Annotated in this window: 17 protein-coding genes; 5 read left to right on the top strand and 12 right to left on the bottom strand. The window is 45.9% G+C overall.

Translation table 11 applies throughout. From position 1 onward, the window contains the following. The coding region (locus tag HRU21_00005; protein ID NRA40663.1) for a hypothetical protein at positions 1-400 on the bottom strand (400 nt) is incomplete at its 3' end. 18 nt (positions 401-418) lie between these two features. Then, positions 419-1,009, bottom strand: a complete 591-nt coding sequence (locus tag HRU21_00010) for a LemA family protein (protein NRA40664.1) — start codon at positions 1,007-1,009, stop codon at positions 419-421. A 111-nt stretch (positions 1,010-1,120) separates the two neighbouring features. Between HRU21_00010 and HRU21_00015 the strand changes: the two genes are divergently transcribed. The 3 genes from HRU21_00015 to HRU21_00025 are packed head-to-tail and all read left to right on the top strand — an operon-like array spanning position 1,121 to position 4,741. After that, positions 1,121-1,594 (top strand): MaoC family dehydratase, encoded by a 474-nt coding sequence (locus HRU21_00015; GenBank protein NRA40665.1) that lies wholly within the window; start codon positions 1,121-1,123, stop codon positions 1,592-1,594. Positions 1,595-1,601: 7 nt separating this feature from the next. Next, on the top strand, positions 1,602-3,830 hold the full coding sequence (mnmC, locus tag HRU21_00020) for an FAD-dependent 5-carboxymethylaminomethyl-2-thiouridine(34) oxidoreductase MnmC (GenBank protein NRA40666.1): 2,229 nt from the start codon (positions 1,602-1,604) through the stop codon (positions 3,828-3,830). Then, positions 3,827-4,741, top strand: a complete 915-nt coding sequence (locus HRU21_00025; GenBank protein ID NRA40667.1) for a glutaminyl-peptide cyclotransferase — start codon at positions 3,827-3,829, stop codon at positions 4,739-4,741. The genes mnmC and HRU21_00025 overlap by 4 nt, the downstream gene beginning before the upstream one ends. A gap of 6 nt (positions 4,742-4,747) precedes the next feature. Here HRU21_00025 and HRU21_00030 read toward each other — a convergent pair whose 3' ends face one another. From HRU21_00030 to topA, 4 genes are all read right to left on the bottom strand, one after another. Then, positions 4,748-7,165 carry an MMPL family transporter gene (locus tag HRU21_00030; protein ID NRA40668.1) on the bottom strand — a complete coding sequence of 806 codons (2,418 nt, stop codon included), beginning with the start codon at positions 7,163-7,165 and terminating at the stop codon, positions 4,748-4,750. 77 nt (positions 7,166-7,242) lie between these two features. Further along, a complete protein-coding gene (locus HRU21_00035) occupies positions 7,243-8,025 on the bottom strand; it encodes an AAA family ATPase (protein ID NRA40669.1) in 783 nt (260 codons plus the stop codon). A 111-nt stretch (positions 8,026-8,136) separates the two neighbouring features. Beyond that, positions 8,137-8,631 carry a hypothetical protein gene (locus HRU21_00040; GenBank protein ID NRA40670.1) on the bottom strand — a complete coding sequence of 165 codons (495 nt, stop codon included), beginning with the start codon at positions 8,629-8,631 and terminating at the stop codon, positions 8,137-8,139. Positions 8,632-8,633: 2 nt separating this feature from the next. Continuing rightward, positions 8,634-11,357: a type I DNA topoisomerase gene (gene topA, locus HRU21_00045; protein ID NRA40671.1), complete on the bottom strand. Its 2,724-nt coding sequence runs from the start codon at positions 11,355-11,357 to the stop codon at positions 8,634-8,636. Between the two features lie 450 nt (positions 11,358-11,807). On the opposite strand from topA, the gene HRU21_00050 reads away from it, so the two are divergent. Continuing rightward, entirely contained in the window at positions 11,808-12,863 is a 1,056-nt protein-coding gene (locus HRU21_00050; protein NRA40672.1) for a DUF1996 domain-containing protein, read from the top strand. Between the two features lie 22 nt (positions 12,864-12,885). Here the strand turns inward: HRU21_00050 and HRU21_00055 are convergent, their stop codons facing one another. Next, positions 12,886-14,814: an ATP-binding cassette domain-containing protein gene (locus HRU21_00055; protein ID NRA40673.1), complete on the bottom strand. Its 1,929-nt coding sequence runs from the start codon at positions 14,812-14,814 to the stop codon at positions 12,886-12,888. A gap of 220 nt (positions 14,815-15,034) precedes the next feature. Here HRU21_00055 and HRU21_00060 point away from each other — a divergent pair, with 220 nt between their 5' ends. Then, on the top strand, positions 15,035-17,221 hold the full coding sequence (locus HRU21_00060; protein ID NRA40674.1) for a lytic transglycosylase domain-containing protein: 2,187 nt from the start codon (positions 15,035-15,037) through the stop codon (positions 17,219-17,221). Positions 17,222-17,259: 38 nt separating this feature from the next. Here HRU21_00060 and HRU21_00065 read toward each other — a convergent pair whose 3' ends face one another. From HRU21_00065 to HRU21_00085, 5 genes are all read right to left on the bottom strand, one after another. Then, positions 17,260-18,123 (bottom strand): MOSC N-terminal beta barrel domain-containing protein, encoded by an 864-nt coding sequence (locus HRU21_00065; GenBank protein ID NRA40675.1) that lies wholly within the window; start codon positions 18,121-18,123, stop codon positions 17,260-17,262. Next, entirely contained in the window at positions 18,124-18,426 is a 303-nt protein-coding gene (locus tag HRU21_00070; GenBank protein NRA40676.1) for a glutaredoxin family protein, read from the bottom strand. Beyond that, entirely contained in the window at positions 18,426-18,947 is a 522-nt protein-coding gene (locus HRU21_00075) for an NAD(P)H-dependent oxidoreductase (GenBank protein ID NRA40677.1), read from the bottom strand. Before HRU21_00075 ends, HRU21_00070 begins: the two co-directional genes overlap by 1 nt. 80 nt (positions 18,948-19,027) lie before the next feature. Beyond that, positions 19,028-19,483, bottom strand: a complete 456-nt coding sequence (locus tag HRU21_00080; protein NRA40678.1) for an SRPBCC domain-containing protein — start codon at positions 19,481-19,483, stop codon at positions 19,028-19,030. 92 nt (positions 19,484-19,575) lie between these two features. Beyond that, entirely contained in the window at positions 19,576-20,610 is a 1,035-nt protein-coding gene (locus tag HRU21_00085) for an SDR family NAD(P)-dependent oxidoreductase (protein NRA40679.1), read from the bottom strand. Positions 20,611-20,628: the final 18 nt, after the last annotated feature.

The raw sequence follows: 20,628 nt of genomic DNA on the forward strand, positions 1-20,628 counted from the left end.
CTTGCACTATATTTAGCAAGCGTTTATCGAGATAAGTTCGGGTGTTGAGAGGCACTTTTTCAGCACCCATATATTCAGCTACCGCTTTTCCCCCAACTGATATTTGACGATATTTATAAAATGATCCGCTTGCTATGATTAACACAATTACAGTGCTGAGATAGAACACATTGCGCCAATTTATCAGGCTTAACCAATGACAATCAGGCGAGGCTTCACTGATGCAATGCGCAATAGTTGAGTAACCTCCAATCACAAAGCTGAGCTCAGGTACATTAATCGGCAACAGCAGCATGATCAAATTACTCAAAAATACTAAGCAAATCACGGCTAATATAAATAAATAGATCAAGCGCTTACTATTGCGCAGCGCTTGTTCTTGGTGTTGAAAAAAATTCATTACTGACGCATAGAAAGTTTAAAAACTAACTTTAGGCGCAGCTTTTATTTCAGCTTTATCCTCAAACTCTAATAGTTGTGCATCTTGGTTGTGACCAAAAAAAGAGGCTAGGAAATTTTGTGGAAAGGATTGTCGATAGGTATTGTAGCTCATAACTGAGTCATTATAAGCCTGGCGTGCAAAAGCCACTTTATTTTCAGTGCTGGATAACTCCTCTGTTAACTGCAGCATCTGCGTATCCGCTTTCAAGTCAGGGTATTGCTCTACTACCATGTTAAAGCGGCCTAGGGCAGCGGTTAACTTCGACTCAGCACGATTTAATTGGCCGATATCCGCTGCGCTGGTTGCCTCAGCCTGATTGAGCCCTGTGGCAGCAGCATTACGAGCAGCAATAACAGCTTCAAGAGTTTCTCGCTCGTGCTGCATATAAGCTTTTGCAGTTTCAACCAAATTGGGGATAAGGTCATAACGTCGCTTAAGCTGAACATCAATTTGTGAAAATGCATTAGCAAACTGATTTTTCAATGCCACCAAGCGGTTAAACATATTTATCAACATTACTGCGAAGATAATCAGTAAAATGAGTAAAACCCAACCCGTCGTGCTCATAAATTTCTCCTTTTTTAATCATCCTAACAAACCGAAAAATCTCTGACTAGAGACTTATCGCGTTCTTAGCTAAAATGCTTTCTCTTTGTTTACTCTATCTAAGGTTCACTCATGCCGACTATCACCAATAAACCCATTACCGAAATCGCCATTGGCGATACAGCAAGCTTTAGCAAAACCTGTACCGAGCAAGATGTGCAATTATTCGCCATCGTCTCTGGCGATGCCAATCCCGTTCATCTTGATGCAGATTTCGCGGCAAATACACAGTTTGGTCAGCAGATAGCTCACGGCATGTACACTGGTTCATTGGTATCGGCAGCACTTGCCATGGAATTACCAGGGCCAGGCACCATATATCTTGGACAAGAAATTAAATTTAAAGCGCCGGTATTTATTGGCGATACGATTACCGTCGAATTAACCGTTGAAGCTATTCGCGAAGACAAAGCGATTGTGACCTTGGCCTGTGACTGTAAAAATCAATCAGGCAAAACGGTTGCCAAAGGCACCGCAACAGTCATTGCACCGAACGAAAAAATAAGCTTAGAAGCCCCTAGCCTACCCAGCGTTAGTTTGACGTAAGTTACGCTTGACCGAGCACTCTTTATATCAGTGGCGTTTAACTCACCCCAAGCTTGACTGGCAATTGGGCGCTACGCCGATGGCTAGTGCCTATGATGACGTCTATTTTAGCCAGCAGAATGCACTGGCTGAAATAGACTATGTATTTATCGACGGCAATAATTTAAGCCAGCGATTTAAAACCGCACAACAACAAGGTGAGATATTTACCATTGCCGAGACCGGCTTCGGCACCGGGCTAAATTTTTTAAAAACCGCGCAACTTTGGCTCAACAGTCTGCAGACTTCGCAGTCAGCGCATCAATCACAGCTGCACTTTATCTCTGTAGAGGCGCACCCACTTAAACCAGAAGATCTGCAGCATGCGCTTAACTTTTGGCCCAGCCTTAATCCGCTCAGTCAGTCGCTAATCGACTTATATCCGATGCCTTTCAAAGGCTGGCATACGATCGACTTTGCGCCATTGGGTATTAATATTCAATTGAGTATCTTCTTTGGAGATGTAAAGGCGGCATTTAGCGAAATGCTGGTTAATCAGCACCCGTCAGTGCGTCGTCATGCCAAACAATCAGTTAATGCCTGGTATTTAGATGGCTTTGCACCTGCTAAAAATCCGGCCATGTGGTCAGACACGGTGTTTGAATTGATGGCCAAATTGAGTTCGCGCAACACCAGCTTTGCAACGTTTACAGCCGCAGGCTTTGTGAAGCGCGGGCTAAAAAAATACGGCTTTGAGGTGCGCAAGGCGCCTGGCTTTGGCAATAAACGCGAACGCTTAATCGGGCAGTTTTACGGCATACCAGAGATTTCCCCAGCATTAGCTGCATCCTCGCAGGCGAGTAAATTCGGTGACTTTTGGTCACACTACCAAACCGACGACGAAGCTATAATATCGCCAAAGCAAAGCAAGGTGGCGATTATAGGTGCCGGCATAGCAGGACTCAGCTGTGCTTTCCAGCTGGCTTGCTCAGGCTATCAAGTTACCGTCTACGAATCTAACGCAAAAGCCATGTCTGCTGCTTCTGGCAACCCTGAAGCGGTATTATTTCCAAAACTATCACCTCATCTAAGCGACTTTGCGCAGTTCAACCTCAACAGCTTGCAATATGCTATGCGCCATTACCAGCAACTTAATCAGTTGAGTCAGAAACATCACCACCAGCAACCAGCGCATTTTTGTGGCTTACTACAATGCATCGACGCAGACGATCAAAACCAGGCTAAGCACCTTGATCAGCTTTTTAACAAGCTCTGTCAATGGATACCAGCGGAGCAGGCGAGTAAAGTTGCTGGCACAACGCTGCATCATGATTGTTTGTATTACCCGAAGCTAGGCTATATTCGACCGGCCGAATTAGCAGCGCTTTACTTATCGCATGAGAATATTGTTTTACATACCAATACTACTGTGACCAAGCTCAGCGCATCTAACACGATTACAAAGCGTTGGCGGCTAACTTATACATCTGACAGCAGCGATCATACTGCCACCATAGCTAATGCTAATGCTTATAACAATGCAGATTCAGCTGTAAAGTTAGCGTTAGAGAAAGAGACAAAAAACGAGGCAGAAGCAGATATTGTGGTTATTTGTAACGCTGCAGCAGCGGTAGATCTATTGCCTGATCAAACACTAGACATCAAAACCATTCGCGGCCAGATTGACCAGTTAACTATTAATTCAGCTAGGCATCAGGCTCTACAAGCCGTGATCTGTCATCAGGGATATATCACCCCACCCCGTCAATCTACTGCTGTTACTCATCAATATCATTTTGGCGCCAGTTATGACTTAGCGAATGACTCAGCACAGATCTGCGAGCAGTCATCTAATTATAATATGGCAAAGCTGCGGCATTACTTACCCAGCTTTACAGCTGAAGCTATTGCAGAAAATAAACATCAGCTTGGGGAATCTGCGGCTCGTGTAGGCTTTCGCTGCACCAGCAAGGACTATATGCCAATCACTGGGCCAGTGCCCGATAGCTCATCGCTAGTTGAACAATTTGCGCTGTACCGCAAAAATGCAAAAGCGTTTATTCCAAATGCAATGAAAAACCAAACGGGTTTATTCATCAATATTGGCTTTGGCTCACGCGGATACACTAGTGCGCCATATTGTGCATGGATCATTGAACAATATATTCGTCAGTCTGTCATGCCGATTGAGCATAGGCTTCTGGCAAAACTACACCCTGCTCGGTTTGCAATTAAGCAACTAAAACGTAACCAGTGAAAGATATCCTGCCGCGACTAAACTATTATTTTGCTTTTTTGCATCTAGGCATAGCATATTCTTTTGCTCTACTGAGTTTTAGTAATCATGTTAGTGCTGACAATGCGTTTTCCAAGATATGGCATTTAACAGCTGATGATATTGTCGCTGAAATCAGTCTACCTAAACGTTGTTTTACTCAAGGATTTTTAATTCGGCATGACCAACTTTACCTATCTTGCGGCCGCTACGGTCAGTCAGCGGTATACCGATATGCTTTCCAGCAAGAAAAGCTTAGCCTAGAAGGCCGCTACACCCTGCCAGCCAAGTTATTTGCCGAGGGTATCGCCTTGCTGCAGCAGCAGCTAATGCTGTTAACATGGAAAAGTCAGTCAATCATTATGCTCGACAGCGATGTATTCAGCCCTACCGCAAATATCTTAACTGCACATGAAGAATTGTGGGGGTTAAGCGATGATGGTCGTAATGGTGTGCTGCTATCAGATGGTAGTCATCAAGTATTTCATTACCAACATGATCAACTTTATCCAATTTTATTGCCGGCTCAATCGTCTAAAAAAACGTTTGCAGCGTTTTCTTCAAAACCCTCAGCTGCACTCTCTGCTGCGACACGCGTTTATCAACTTTACTGGGATCGTAAACCCATTACAGCAGTCAATGAGCTGGAATATATTCACGATCAACTCTGGTTTAACCAGTGGCAAAGTCATTTTATTTATCGGGTAAGCTTAGATGCAAATAAGCAGCAACAGCAGGCAGAGAAAATTGACATCAGCGTATTAGTCGAGCGTCATCAAAAAGATGGTGTTGCTAACGGAATCGCTTTCGATCAGCGCAGTCAGCGGCTATGGCTGACTGGCAAAAACTGGGGTAAGGCGTATGCCATACCGATTGCGCGATTATCACGCTAAAGCAAATTAGTCGTTGGTTTTAATGCCGTAGCGAACAATCATCAGTGCTGGCGCAATTAAGAAATCTGCCAATAGGGCCATAAAAATACAGGCCGCTGTGAGCACACCGAACAAATCCATATTCTTCAGTTCTGATAATGTGAAGGTTAAAAAACCAAAGACTAATACAACCGTAGTTATCAACATCGCCTTGCCGGTAGAAAATAAAGTCTGCTCAATCGCAAGCAATGTATCGCCGTGTTTTTTATAAGCCGACTTAAAGCCATGCATAAAGTGCACAGTGTCATCCACACAAAGCCCCAGCGCAATCGATCCAATCAATACGGTGAAGACATCCAGCGGAATATCGACAATGGTCATAAAGCTCAATACCAGCAAAATAGGCAATAAATTCGGAATCATGCTGATTAAGCCGTCAATTGGGCTGCGCAATAAGGTTATCATCATGATACAGATTACGGCGAATGCGAAAAAATAGGATGTAGCAGCAGAGCTTATCATCGAGGTGAACATTTTTGAAAACACCGGAATTACACCTGTGATTTGAATCGGATAGTCGTCTAACATATCACCCATCGCATCAGCATAATGCTGTTCTAATTCCTTTTGCATTTGCGCAAATAAGATGGAGTCGCCCCAGGGCATAATAATGGTGACCCGAGTCTTACTGAATTCTTTATTAGTAAATTGAAATAAATCATCCGCTTGATCTAATTCAATCAACAGCAATTCTTGCGCGATTAATTCTCGATCATTGGGAACGCGATACTCATCCAGTGAATTATTATGCATCGCTTGGTGCGTTTCTTTAATCAAGGTTGTTAGGCCGCTTGCAGTAACAACGTCAACCCCATTTAATGTAGTCGTTTTTAAACTTTCAACCCAATCATCTAAACGTTGCAGAAAGGCTGGATCCAAAACACCTTGTTTTTCACCACTATCAATCATGATTTCAAACGGTAACGAGCCGGTAATCTCTCGCTCAATCGTTTGAACCGCCAGTTTAGTCGGAGTGTCGTCTGGGAACCATTCCAGTGCGTCTTGCGCAAAGCGAATTTGCGGCACGATGAGGCAGGCAGCGACCATAAGCGATACCGCAAAAGCGCTGATTTTCTTTGGGTGATTCGCCGCCAAAAATATACAGGCTTGGGTGAATTTATAAATCGGCGAATTTTGATTCATATGGGTAGGGTCAAAGTCTTCGGCACTTTGACCATCACCCAACTGCTTGTGCTTAATCGAAAATAATTTTAGCAATACCGGAATTAACAATATGGTTGTGGAAAAAGCCACCACCGAGCCTATGGCAGCAAATAAACCTAAACTAGCAACTGGACGAATTTCAGAGGTTGCAAAGGTTAACAAGCCCGCCGCTGTCGTTAAGGTGGTAAATAATACTGCCGTACCGGTATGCTCAAGCGCATGTAAAATTGCGCCTTCTTTACTGTCACCCGAGTCATACTGATGATAAAAAATCGACAGCAGATGCACCGAGTCACCTACACAGACAGCGAGCAAAAAGCTGGGTAAAATCGACGAGGTGATTTGCATCGGAAAGCCCATCCATACCATCAACGAGATACAGCTAACAATGCCAATAATCATCACCATAATCGGAATCAATACTCCGGAAACCCGTCTAAAAAGCGTCCAAAGAAACACCATCACCATCAGCAAGGCCACCGCCGTAAACTGACCAAAGTCTTTCTGCAACACGGTTCCCATATAGCTACCAATCGCTTGGGTACCGCCAACATGCAGACTATTTTCAGGAAACTGATCTTCCACTTCAGCGACAATCGCTAAAATATCATTGTAGGCCGCGTATATTTCCTCTTCAGAGAGATTCTCATAAACGGCCTCGCCATCTTCGAAGCCAGTTTGCACAAAGGGAATAAGCTTCACCATAACCGCCACGGCAGTTTCATCACGATTAATGAGTCGGTCATAATACACAGGCTTGGCTTGCACACGCTGCTTAATGATCGCGACTTCGGCAGCGTCAACCGGCATGGTTTCTAATAATTCTTCTGCAATCAGATCGTCACCTTCGCCATAAATACTGCGCACGTTCACCAATGACTCTACTTTCTGCAGCTTATCGAGCCGCTGCTCCAAGCGGCGATGTAACATTTCAAGCTTTTCTAAAAAAGCTAAACTAAACACGTCTACACCGGTGATGGCGACAACAAAAAATTCGTCACGGCCAAACTCTTGACGAAACGCATCATAACGAACAATTGGTTCAGCATTATCGTAGAGAAAACCCTCGGCACTGGTATCGACTGTCATGCGTGGCAAGGCTGACATTAAGATCAACATTTGTAGAATGATCAAGCTTAGGGCAGTTTTCGGGTAGCGTAGTAAGTATCGACCAAGATGAACAAACGGATTGGTTTGCGGCGACGATTGGGCAGCAGACATAGGAAAATCTTATTCTGAAAAAAGAAGGGAATGTATCAGCTTTTAACCCCAGCTAGGGTTAAGATTGATTAAGGTTGTCAAAAACGCATGCGCTTGATTGAGGCCCATAATGCATCATAAGCCAATGCCGCCGTCGAAGAGCCAGCAAATTCAGCCAATGGCTTTTGATGCTGCGCCATTTTTTCGGTACTTGATTGGTAGGGAATGCTGATCGGCAGCACAATCGTTTTCTTCTTCACGCAGAGCTGCTCATAAATCGACTTGTGCATCAGTTTCCTGCCATCCATCATAGTGAAAAATGCGCGCAACTTGGGTGTTTTCACAGCGTTTTTTGCGTGAATATCCTGCTTTACAAAATCATTCAGCTGTTCCAACATGCGAACCGACAACACAGTTGGAATCACAGGCACCAATACTAAGTCTGCTGCATGCATAAGTGATACGTTAGCTACAGTAAGCCCGGGCGCACAATCAACAAAGATATAGTCATAACTGGCTTGAAGCGGTTCGAGCATTTTCTTGATGACGCTATTGCTACCGCGTGCCTCCGCGGTTTTGACATCCAACAGCCGCATTGAAATATCCGAGGGTAATAGATCTAAGTGTTGATAATCAGTGGCTACAATTTTGGCACTTATTGACCGTTTGCTGACCGGCAGTGCAGCATCTTTCATCATGCCGTTAAGCCCACCTTTGAGCGCTGAATCATTGGCCAGAAAAAAACCCGCTGCGGCTTGATGATCCATATCCCAAAGTAAGGTTTTAAACCCCGCCTGCGCTGCTAAATAGGCCAGATTAACAGCAGAAGTCGTTTTCCCTACGCCGCCTTTGATATTGTATACCGCAATAACTTTCGCCATGAAACTAGTGCAAACCTTTGCTGTGTTGGTATTTTAGATTAGCCCAGCATAAGCGCTTTCAGCATGGCTTTCAAGCTTGGCTCAAGCCCAGCTATTAGCTTACGCGGTAAGCTACCACTCTTGTAAAAACTCGCGCTGCAAGGCAATAAATTGCTTCAGCGTCTGATTCAATTCTCTTATCTCAGGCGCATCAATCGAGCGATTAACGCTTAGCGCAATAAGCTGTGGGTTAGCCGCAGCTTTGCGCTGGCTCGGCGCCTGCTCGAACAGTTGCTGCTCTGCGTTAAGAAGTTGCTGCAGCCATGAGTCGGGCTGATCAATCAAGCTTTGAAGATTGGCAACGCAGGCATGTGAGCGTGACTCATGCTCGAGCGCCTGCACTAGCTCGGCCAACACCGTTGGCCTAATCTGAAGCTGACATGATTCAGCCAGCTCTTGAAGAAATCCCCGATAAGCTAAGAAACTCGCATATAAAGCTGCATTTAATAAGGCCTGATGTGACGCTCTAAAATCAAACGACTGCTGGTCAAGCTGATCAAGTTGCTTTAGTAGCAACTCACAGTGGTAGAGTTGCTGGTTAACCAGTGAGGCGATATTCGCACTCATACTTAAGCACTCTGTTTAGAGGCTGACTTTTTCTTCGCCGCAGGCTTCTTTTTTGCAGCAGGCTTCTTTTTTGCCGCCGCTTTTTTCTTTGGCTTTGGCAACTCTATTTGCCATTCACCTTGCTGATAAAAGGCGCGCCAGCCGGTTGGCTTGCCCTGCTTATCTTCACTCATCAGGTATTGCTCTTTGGTCTTGCGACTATAGCGCACCTGGGTAGCAATACCTTTATTGTCGACGGCGGGGCCATCGACTAAAAAGTGGTATTTAGGGTCAATCTCGTCGCGATGCGGCACTAATTCATGCACAAACGGGGCGCGCGTTTCTCGATTTTTGGGGAACTGGCTCGCCGCTAAAAACATACCTGAAGCACCGTCACGCAATATATAGCTGTCATCAACCTTCTGACAGGCTAGTTCTGGCATCGGCACTGGGTCCATTTTTGGCGGAGCTGCTTCGCCATTTTTAAGTAATTTTCGCGTGTTCTTACAACTTTCATTGGTGCAGCCAAAGTATTTACCAAAGCGTCCAGACTTAAGCTGCATATCACTGCCGCATTTATCACACTCTAGCACCGGGCCATCGTAGCCTTTAATCTTAAATTGGCCAGCCTCAACCTCAAAGCCGTCGCAGTCTGGGTTATTACCGCAGATATGCAACTTGCGGTGTTCATCGATTAGGTAGCTGTTCATGGATGCATTGCATTTAGGGCAGCGATGTTTTTTTAATAGCTGTAATGACTCCGCGTTTTCATCCGCATCTACATCAACTGCCTCATCACCAGGTATTAAATTAAGCGTACCTTTACAGCGCTCTTTGGGCGGCAGTGCATAACCCGAACAGCCCAAAAACACGCCTGTGCTGGCGGTTCTTACCTGCATTGGTCGACCGCATAAATGACATGCGATATCGGTCATCGTTGGATCATTCGGGCGCATGCCCTGCTCGTCTTCAGATTCGGCTTTTTGCAATAAACTCGAAAAGTTACGGTAAAAACTATCTAATTCTTGCTGCCAATCGCGATCACCTTCAGCAACCTCGTCGAGTGTGTCTTCCATTCTGGCGGTAAAGGCATAATCCATAAAGTCAGGGAAACTTTCAGACAGGCGCTCGGTGACGATCTCACCCATTTTCTCGGCATAAAAGCGACGGTTTTCTAAACGCACATAACCGCGATCTTGAATGGTTGAAATAATAGCGGCATAAGTTGACGGTCTACCAATGCCCTGTTTCTCTAGCTCTTTCACTAATGCAGCTTCAGAATACCGTGCCGTCGGTTTAGTAAAATGTTGGCTAGGATGTAATTGCGACAGCTGTAACACTTCACCTTGTCTTACATCAGGTAAGACTTGGTCATCGTCTTTTTTACTCGCCGGTGGCTGCACTCGGGTAAAGCCATCAAATTTCACAACACGCCCGCGCGTGCGCAATTCAAACTCACCTGCAGCCACCACGATCGAGGTCGAAAGGTATTGTGCATCGCTCATTTGACAGGCTAAGAACTGTCGCCAAATCAATTCGTATAAACGTTCAGCGTCGCGCTCCATGCCAGTAAGCTGGGTCGATTTAACCGAAACACTCGAGGGACGAATGGCTTCGTGAGCCTCTTGAGCATTCTCTTTCGCGCCGTAAACTCGTGGGCTGTCAGGCACATATTTAGCACCGAACTGCTGCCCAATATAATCGCGCGCATTTGCAACTGCTTCGGCAGACAAATTGGTTGAATCGGTCCGCATATAAGTGATGTAGCCAGCTTCGTATAAGCGTTGCGCCATCATCATGGTCTTCTTCACTGAGTAACCCAGACGTGTGCTGGCTGCCTGCTGTAAAGTGGATGTGATATAGGGGGCTGAAGGGCGAGATTTGGTTGGCTTATCTTCGCGTTTTACAATCGAGTAATCAGCGTTCTTTAAGCTTTCAAGCACCGTCTGCATCGCCGACTCATTGCCGGGCCGAAAGGCTTCACCTGCCTGTTTTTTTACTTCTAAGGCCAGCGGCTGCTGCTGTGCCGTTAGAGTGTCCGCTTTTAATTCCCAATATTCTTCGGGTATAAATGCGCGAATTTCTTTTTCTCGCTCTACCACGAGTTTTACCGCGACCGATTGTACTCGACCGGCAGAAAGACCGCGGGCAACTTTTGCCCATAAAAGTGGCGAGACCATAAAACCCACGACACGGTCTAAAAAGCGTCGCGCTTGCTGTGCGTTAACTAAGTCAATATCTAACTGGCCAGGTTGCTCAAAGGCACCCTGAATTGCTGACTTGGTGATTTCGTTAAATACTACTCGACGATAGCGCTGTTGATCACCGCCAATCGCCTCCTGCAAATGCCAGGCAATAGCCTCTCCTTCGCGATCTAAATCCGTTGCGAGATAAATGGTATCGGCATCTTTAGCCAGACGTTTTAGCTCAGCAACGACTTTCTCTTTACCGGGCAGGATTTGATAATTCGGCTTCCAGCCATGCTCTGGGTCAATACCCATTCGTTTAACCAGCTGCGCATGTGCTTTCTGGCGCTTGTATGCGGCTTTTTTCTCTGGCGCCATTTTACGGGTTTTAGCCGCCTCTGCCGCTCTGGCTTTGGCATCAACCGGGGCTTTTTGGCCGCCAGAAGTCGGCAAATCACGAATATGGCCAACGCTAGATTTGACCACGAAGTCGTTGCCTAAATATTTATTGATTGTTTTTGCTTTCGCAGGTGACTCGACAATAACCAGTGACTTACCCATAAAAACCTGTCTATAAAAAAATCAATGTGTCTGAGTTTTGCCCTTTTTTACGGTCAAAACCACGCTATCAGTTCTGTTTATTGGCTTTGAAATGCCTCAGGGCGTGAACTTATAGTGCTTAGTTTTTTTCAGGTCAAGCACTATTTTTTTTACTAGGCTTTGTAATCATGATGAAAACCGTCATTTTTTAACAGTAAAATCAACAACATAGAGCATTAAAAAATACACTCAAAAAAAATCAGGTTTTTTGTACTACAGCGATAAGTGTCAGAGCCGATTACAGTGAATGCTGAAAATATCGCCATTGCACGATCAGACAATCAGCGGCTTGACATCGAAGACACATATCCTATGTTTGAACGATTTGTCAAAACTGCCAAAGCACGGCAACATGGCCTCAGCCAAGACGCTTTTTAAGCGATGTTTTAAGCTATGTTTGAGGGTATAACTATGCAACATACATTTAAGCCTGAACAAACTAGTCATAGTGTAACAGCAGTTCTGCTGTTGTCCGTCTTGCTGAGCTTTTTAGCAGCCTGCGATACAACATCAAACAACAGCAGCCAAGTCGAACCGGGGTCTGCTTTAAAACCTGGCTTGGTTCTCTCAAATGAAGAGTTTGGTCTCCGCGATGACGGAAGCGGTGCTTTTAGAACGCATTGCCTAGAATCTCATAAAAGTTTTGATGACCCACTGCTATACCCTAATCAGCCAGGTGCCAGTCATTACCATGTGTTTTTTGGCAATCCGAGTGTTGATGCCTTCACTACTATCGATAATTTGCAGCAAATCGAAAGCAGTAGCTGCGATGGTATACGGCTAAACCGTTCAGCTTATTGGGTGCCAGCACTATATGATGCCTATGGCGAGCGCATACCTTATATAGAACCACTATTTTATTATAAAACTGGCTACCACCTTGCAGCCGAGACGATTCAAGCACCACCCGCTAATTTACGCATGATCGCTGGGCAAGCCATGCCGGATAGTTTGCAATCAACACAAGTCGTAAAATTTCGCTGTGCAAGCTGGACTTCAGAGCAAGTATGGTTTGATGCTGGCGACCCTTTAGACCATGTGGCTTATATCCCAGACTGCCCGCTTGATGATATAGTCGAAATGCGCATCGTCTTTCCACAATGCTGGGATGGCGAAAACCTAGACTCTGCAGACCACCAAGCGCATATGGCTTACCCAAGCGAAGCAACTGCGCCGCAAACGGGTACCGGCGAATGCCCAGATAGTCATCCCATTGCGATCCCGGAAATTTCATATAACTTCAGTATCTATGTCACTGAAGACACTGGAGCGTCCTCTGATTGGCGCTTATCGTCCGATATGAATCCTGCATTGCCGGGTGGACATAGTGCACACGCAGACTGGATAAATGGCTGGGACCAAGAAATTATGCAGGCAATTGTCGACAACTGCCTGCAAACCGCTTTTGAATGCGGCGTTGGCTTACTGGCTGATGGTACGCGCCTTAAGTCAGTCATTAGCGACTAAGTAAGCTGCTGACTGGCTTTGGCTACATGGCCTCTAGCTCATCCCAACGCTGATATAACGCCTCGAGTGCCTGCTGCTCAGAGCTTAACTGCGCAGTAATAGCACTGACTTGCTCATGTGCTTGCTCAAAAAAACCAGGCTCTGCCATTGTTGCCTCTAAAGTGGCAATTAATGCTTCTTTATCGGCAATCATATCAGGCATGGCATCCAGTTCGCGCTGCAGTTTATAGCTGAGTTTTTTTGTCGGCGAGGGATCGACACGCAAGGGCTCTGCCCTTGCTACATCTTGGCTAGAAGGCTCTGTTACTTGATTAGCAGCATGCTGCTCGGCATCAGCTAGGATCTCAGCTGGCTTTAGCCAGAGCTTACCATGCTGGCGCTGTAAGTCGTCAAAGCCACCAACGTAGTTAAAAAGCTCACCGGTGTCATCAATATATAAAGTTGAGGATACAATTTGATCAACAAACTCTCTGTCGTGAGAGGCTAGCAGCACCGTACCAGAGTATTCACACAGCAGCTCCTCAAGCAATTCAAGCGTTTCAATATCTAAATCATTGGTAGGCTCGTCAAGCACCAGCACATTCGCTTGCTTGGAAAATAATTTCGCCAGTAATAAACGATTTTTCTCACCGCCAGACAATGAGGATACTTTTGAACGAACCCGTTGAGGGGCAAATAAAAAGTCATTCAGATAGCTCATCACGTGCTTTTCTTTGCCATTAATCTCAACATAGTCACGGCCTTGGGCCAGGCTATCAAATACCGTATCGTCGTCATTAAGCTGTGCACGTAATTGGTCGAAGTATGCAACTTTTACATTACTGCCTTCGATAATAGTGCCTGTTGAGGGTTCAAGTTGAGCTAATATCAATTTAATCAAGGTTGATTTGCCGGCACCGTTTTTGCCGATTAAACCTATTCTGTCGCCGCGCTGAACCAATAAATTAAAAGGCTTGAGGATAGTTTTATCCTCATAAGCAAAGCTCACATCCGTCATTTCAACGATGCGCTTTCCGCTGCGCTCGCCGCTATCGATTTGCATGCTCACATTGCCTTTGACATCAATACGACTTTGGCGCTCTTGGCGCATTTTCTTTAACGCGCGCACTCTGCCTTCGTTGCGAGTTCTGCGCGCCTTAATACCCTGACGAATCCATTTCTCTTCGTCAGACAGGCGTTTATCAAACAGCGCATTTTGTTTAGCTTCGTCGGCTAAAAATTTTTCTTTGCCAAGTAAAAAGCTTTGGTAGTTACCGACAAAGGTCATAATTTTGCCGCGGTCTAACCACCATATCTGGTTAGCCATTTGATCTAAAAATCGTCGATCATGAGTAATTAACACCAAAGCACAGCTCTGCGCTAGCAGCTGCTTTTGCAGCCACTCAATGGCAGGAATATCTAAATGGTTGGTTGGCTCATCCAGCAACAATACATCTGGATTGTTTAACAAAGCACGAACAATTGAGACCCGTTTGCGCCAACCGCCGGATAAATCGGCCATCGCAGTATCGTGTTCGAGACCAAGATCAGCGACTGCACTAAAAATTCGACTTTGAATATCCCAGCCCTGCAGGCGATCAATTTCACTGCTGGCCTTATCTAAATCAGCCAGGCCTTGTGTATCTAGCTCGCCATGGGTCAGCTGTTCAAATCGTTGCAGCCACTCGCCTAATACGCCTAAGCCCTGAATCAAATAGTCGAATATGCTCAAGTTATTGGGCTCAGGCAGGGCCTGTTCTAAATACACCACCTGCACATCATTCTGAATCACAGCGGCACCTGCATCCAAGCTCTCGGTTCCGGCCAACACCCGCATTAAGGTAGATTTACCCATACCGTTCCGGCCAACCAGACCAATCCGCTGGCCTGCTTCAATGGCTAAATCTAAGTGGTCAAGTAGCGGGTTGTCGCCATAGGCGAGCTGCGCCTGGTCTAATCGGAGTAATGCCATAGGGGGGTATTCTTAAACTGCGCTGAATGTCGATTCAAAATCAAAAATAGGATGTGTTTTAGCCATAAAATAGCATGCATGGCAGACTAAATTAGCGTAATCTAGTTAATATAACATAGCTTGATAATAAGATATGTTCAGGGAGACACTTCTTATTCATTGATTTGAACAAAAGTGTTCATCAGCATGGTTTTTTTAGCCAAAGCGCTTGGTTTATTCAATGGAAATGAATAGAAATTTGCAGTTATCAGCGCGTGCATCGACCACACTTTTTAGGCCAAAATGTACGTCAAAACCTTCGCCAACAGCGATGCTATTATCTTGGTTATCGGTGGCTTGGTTATCGGTGGCTTTACTAGCACCGCTATTATCATTAACACCACTTTTATCTATCACTCTGCTGCTGAACGTAAGCAGCGCTTATGCAATCAGTACTGAAAACAACAGCAGCGCTGAATCGCGCGATAAACTATGGTACAGCTCGCGTTTTGCTAAGCAACGCGAGATTTATCAGTTAGCCAGCAAAGCCGTAAAGCAGGATCCGAATGTTGATTTAGCAACTTATTTATCGCAACTTGAAGGCTACCCGCTGCAGCCATATTTAGAATATCAATATTTGAGCCAGCGCTTCAGCACAGTTTCTGACCAAGCGATTCGCGATTTTTTACAGCGCTACCCTAAGCATTTGAGCAGTCAACGTCTGCGAGCAAATTGGCTGATGTATCTTGGCCGACAGTCACAGTGGCAGCGTTACCAAGCGTTTAAAACACCCGCCGATAATAGCTTAAGTCATCGCTGCTTTGAGATTCGCGCTAGTCTATCGGGCGCCAATGATGAACAGCGAGAGAGCATCCTCGCCAATCAAATTCGTCAACTCTGGTTACGTGGTGCCACACTCCCCTCTGCCTGTCGCCAGCTAGAGCAAACGTTCGAGAACAGCCGCTGGTTTAGCCAAGACATCATCTGGCAACGTTTCGAAATGGCATACCGGCAATATAATAATAGTCTGGCCAAGCGTTTACTTGAGTCATTATCAGCTGAGTCAAAAATGCTGGCAAATCGTTTGCTAGATGCGGAAAAATTTGTCGATTTCTGGCTTATCCAGCTTACTCAAGCAGATAATAATCGCGGCTCAAACCGCATCAGCAGTGCCAGCTATAAGCGGCTACTGAAAAAAATCGCCGCAGTTGACCATTTGTCTTTTGCCGGCCTGTTAGATCAAGACAGCGTGCCCTTACTAGCTAAAGATCGACAAGAGTTAAAAATATTAAGTGCTTGGTATTTCGCAAAGTTTGATGCTGCGACTGCACTGGATTGGATGGCCGAGCAAAAAGAATATAATAGCTTCGGCTTTCAAAAAAAGACCTTACGTTACACGCTTCAAGCGAAACGCTGGTTTGATTTTAAGCAGGCCTACGAGCGTGCTGATGCCAATCTGCGAAAAGAATCTGAATGGCGCTACTGGTATGCTAAGTCACTGTGGTGGCTCAGCCAAGATGAGGCAAAATATGGTTTATCCCAGCGTCAACAATGGCTGAACACCGCCGAACAGGAATTTTCAGCACTCTCTTACCGCCGCGGATTTTACGGCTTATTGGCCGCTCAATACGTGCATCGTGATCACAGCTTTAATCAATCGGTTGACTTAGCCAATTGGCCTATTGATGCAAATTTTGCCGACCGCTTCGCTGCGTCAATTGAGCTATTACTGCTGGATGACTATTCACAAGCCCTGCGTGAATGGGTCGCTGCCAGCAAAGGCCTCTCGCGTGATCAGTGGCGTCAAACTGCGGCCTTGGCCTACCAACTTGGCTGGCATGAGCGCATGTTGCGCGCGATCGTCAACGGAAGTTTTGGCGCAACCATTGCCGAACAATACCCCCTCGCCTTTATTGATAGCTTCAGTAAACAAGCAAGCACTACCGGTATCGATATCAGCTGGCTGCTCGCGATGTCTCGTCAAGAGAGTGGTTTTGCGCCGCTGATTCGTTCTAGCAAAGGCGCCACTGGCGTGATGCAGCTAATGCCAGCAACCGCGCAACAGCTATGTCGTGAGCTCGAGCTTGACTATGATTTTGCCAAGCTGAAAGATGCCGACTTCAATATTATGCTTGGTAGCTATTATGTTAAGCAGTTACTGGATCGTTATGAGCAAAACTATATTCTCGCTACAGCAGCCTATAATGCAGGTCCTCACCGAGTTGATGAATGGCTTTCGCTACGTGAAGTTGACGAAGATTGGGCGCATTGGGTAGCGACGATTCCTTATCGAGAAACGCGAAAGTATGTACAAAGCATCTTAGCTTTTAGTCATTACTATCAACAACGACTACCTGCATCGATGCAGCAAGACCTTAAGTTAACCTTGTTTTGGCATGAGCAAAAGCCTAGCAGCCCAGCGCTGTAAAAGTCTCGCGCCTAGCAAAGCGCGCTCACTCAGCAGGGCTAATGCATCACCTTTAGCTGATCCGCCAAATGTAAAACCTTGGCACCCGATTGCAGTGCATTCTGACCAAAAATCACCTCGCCATTAAGGCTATTCAAGCGCTTTAATGCCTGCCATACCGCTGCTTGTTTGCTACTGCTATTTGGCTCTATGGTCGGCATCACGCAGCGGCTGCAGGGCTTGACTAACTCTAATCTCAATTGCTCATTCGCTAATTGTTGCCAGTTATTTTCAGCGAATGCCTCAGGCTGATTCGCGCCCGCCGCCGCAACTACAATATTCGGTCGAAACCGCCGCATCGAAATCGGCAAGTCCAAGGCATGATTGAGCGCCTCTAAGGACGTTTGATAACACACAAGCGATGGAAAACCATCAGCAAAACCTAACGCTTGCGGCTTAGCTGTGTATCGCGAGTCAACATGCCGCGGAGTTAACACTTGGCTATATGAAATAAACAACAGCTTTACCCTGTGTTGCAGATAACGCGATAAATGATCAGCCAGAGGGTGCTGCTGCTGGTAAGCCTGAAAGGTGTCTGACCATACGCTAGTCTCTACAGCTGAAGATATATCGGTCTCTCCATGGGCCGCTAAAAAAATACTTTCACGGCTTGAAGAGCCAGGTGCCTCAGGTATGCTGACGTTAAATCCGGCACTCAAGTCAGACAGGTTGGTAGCAGAGACATGTACCTGACTTAAGATTGGGTATTGACGCTGAGTAATAAACTCTCCTGCCTCATTAACCAGCATATAGCGACGGTCATACATTGGCCCAAGATCATCAAACCGCATATGCGGCAGATCAATCCCGCCTAGTGATTTTACCGGATAAATACTCAATTGGCTGACGGTAACCTGCGCCAATTAGGCATCTCCCTGCTGCTCGGCGCGTTCAGCTTCAAGCATGAGCGCTTGAATAAACTGCAACACGGCCGCTTGGTCAAAAGGCCAAGCAAGCGTTAGCTGACTGAACGTTACCCCTAACACCGGAATTTGTTCACCAAACCTTGCAATCAACTGCTCTGCGGACTGATCTGACAGCTTATGATCAGGCGCCGCAATATCTAAGCGCTGCCAACTTAATTGAAAATCTGCCATAAGCGGCGTAATCAGCTGCTCAGCTTGATCGCACAGGTGACACCCGAGGGTCGAATATAATATAAACACTAAAACATGCCCTGATGTAAGGCCTCAACAAAGCCCTGACCGAGCTCATGCATCGCAGCAATGTCTGCAGCCGTTGGTTCAGCATGCAAGATCACGGCCGGCTGCACGGCCTTAGCTGATACACCGGTTAAAATTCTTTCTAACTGTTGCAGGCAAAAACTTCCATCATTTCCGCTATCGATCACAATTTGATAGGGCTTGGCTGCCTGAGGTTTAGCCATTGTTACTGATGATTGTGTTGACTCTATTGCCGCCAGCCATGGGTAAAAACAGCGGTCGAATAAGCTTTTCATGCCCCCAGCAACTGCGGCAAAATTTTCTGGGCAAAAAAGAATCAGCGCATCTGCCGCTAAAATATCTTGGCTTTCTGCCTCATCTGCAAGTAACAGACTAATCGAAAACTCGTCCGTAGCCAAAGCAAGCTGCTGTTCAGCGTACTGTTTAGCTGCGTTTAAACAATGCAGCGCTAAGCGCATATTGCGACCTGACTGCGAATGACAAATTAATAGTAACTGTTTCATATGCCTATCATAGGCTCAAGCAAGACTGATCGCTAGCGCTGTTAATCTGCAGCCATGATCAACAACATTGCTACTAGCAACTACATTGATTCTGCTCTTGACTTCAGTGCATGCGCAACGGCATCAAAGCCTTGTTGAATATCTAGCTGAAATAATCGATAAACCAGGGGCGACAGTAGGCCAGAAAAACTGTCTGTCGAATAATACTGACAGCTATGCGGCCCGGTACTGATAATAATCTGCTCACGCAGCGCTCTTAAAAGTAATGGGCTTAGCACACGCATGCCCCAGGCTAAATTGCTAGACTCTGCCTCTGCATGCTGCATAATTTCTAATTGTTCATATTGCACACGATCGCCACGCTTTGGCATTCTAACGTGTAAGCCTAAGGTTTCACCAAGCAGCAAGCGACCATCGATTTGTGGGGTAAAAGGGTTCCATTCTGCATAGCGAGCAGTGTCAGTAAGAATCTGCCAAACTTGCTCTCGCGAGGCTTGGATATCGACTGTTACCGATCTTACCTGTGTATTAAACATCTTGATCACCCATTCTTATCTGCGCTTGTTCTTATCTTTGTTCTTATTTTTTTAAATGTCTTTGTTAATGGCTTTGCGACTGTCTTTTGCTTTCAGCCGTGGCCTTGCAAAATAGTCGCTTCGCCATTCGGATGAGGCGAATCAGCCAAGGTCTGCGCTATCCAGTTTTCTGTGGTTAACCATAAACGATGCGCGACTGAATGATCCATGGCCTCGCTACTCGCCTCAGTTAATTCACATCGCTGGTAATAACCCCCACTTAGCAAATCAGACGCCGTTGCACATAATAATTGTGTTTGCGCACCCTCATCGGGACTGAGCAAAATCATCGCTTCTAAAGGGGCTAAATACTGGCGCATTTTCTGCACAAAGCCAGTGTCCGCTAAGCCTTTGTGTGAGATCTCGGTTGCTATCGAGCCTGGGTGAAGGCTATAAGCTTGAATATTATGCGATTTAGCGTAAAGCCTCTGTAGCTCAAAAGCATGGTGCAGTAAGGCCAGCTTTGACTGCCCATAGGCCTGCCAAGAATTATACGCTCGCTGAGGCGCAAAAAATTCAGCATTCAGGCCCTTACAGTGTAAATGCGAAGACACGTTTACTACTCTTGCCTCGCCAAACTCAAGCCCTGTATGTTTCAGACAAGGTAGTAGCAAATGCGTTAGCATCGCAGTGCCTAAATAATTAGTGCGCCAGTGGATCTCATGCCCATCGTCAGACAATGTAGGCTGTTGCCACTGTCCTAACAAATCCAGATGAATGCCAGCATTATTNATCAGTACATCAAGCTGATTGCCAAACCTTTGCTGATACCACTGACAAAATTTTTGCACTGAGCCNACATCGGTAAGATCAAGCGTATGCCCGACTACGTCACCACTGTCTAGCTGAGCGTCAAGCGATTGTCTAAGCGTATCTGCCGTTTGCTCTGTTTCTGAACGGCTTGTTATCACCACGGTTGCACCCCAAATCAACAGTTGTTTTGCCGTCGCATAACCAACTGAGTTTGGCGAGGCGCCAGTAACAATAATCACCTTACCCGACAAGTCACATGCTGCAGCACGCGGATGAGAGGTAAACATCAGCCGAAATAGGTGGCGAGTCATTTTTGTGAGTGCTGAAATATCCATACAGTGATCTTTAAATTA

It is taken from the genome of Pseudomonadales bacterium (assembly GCA_013215025.1).
Classification (GTDB): domain Bacteria; phylum Pseudomonadota; class Gammaproteobacteria; order Pseudomonadales; family DT-91; genus DT-91.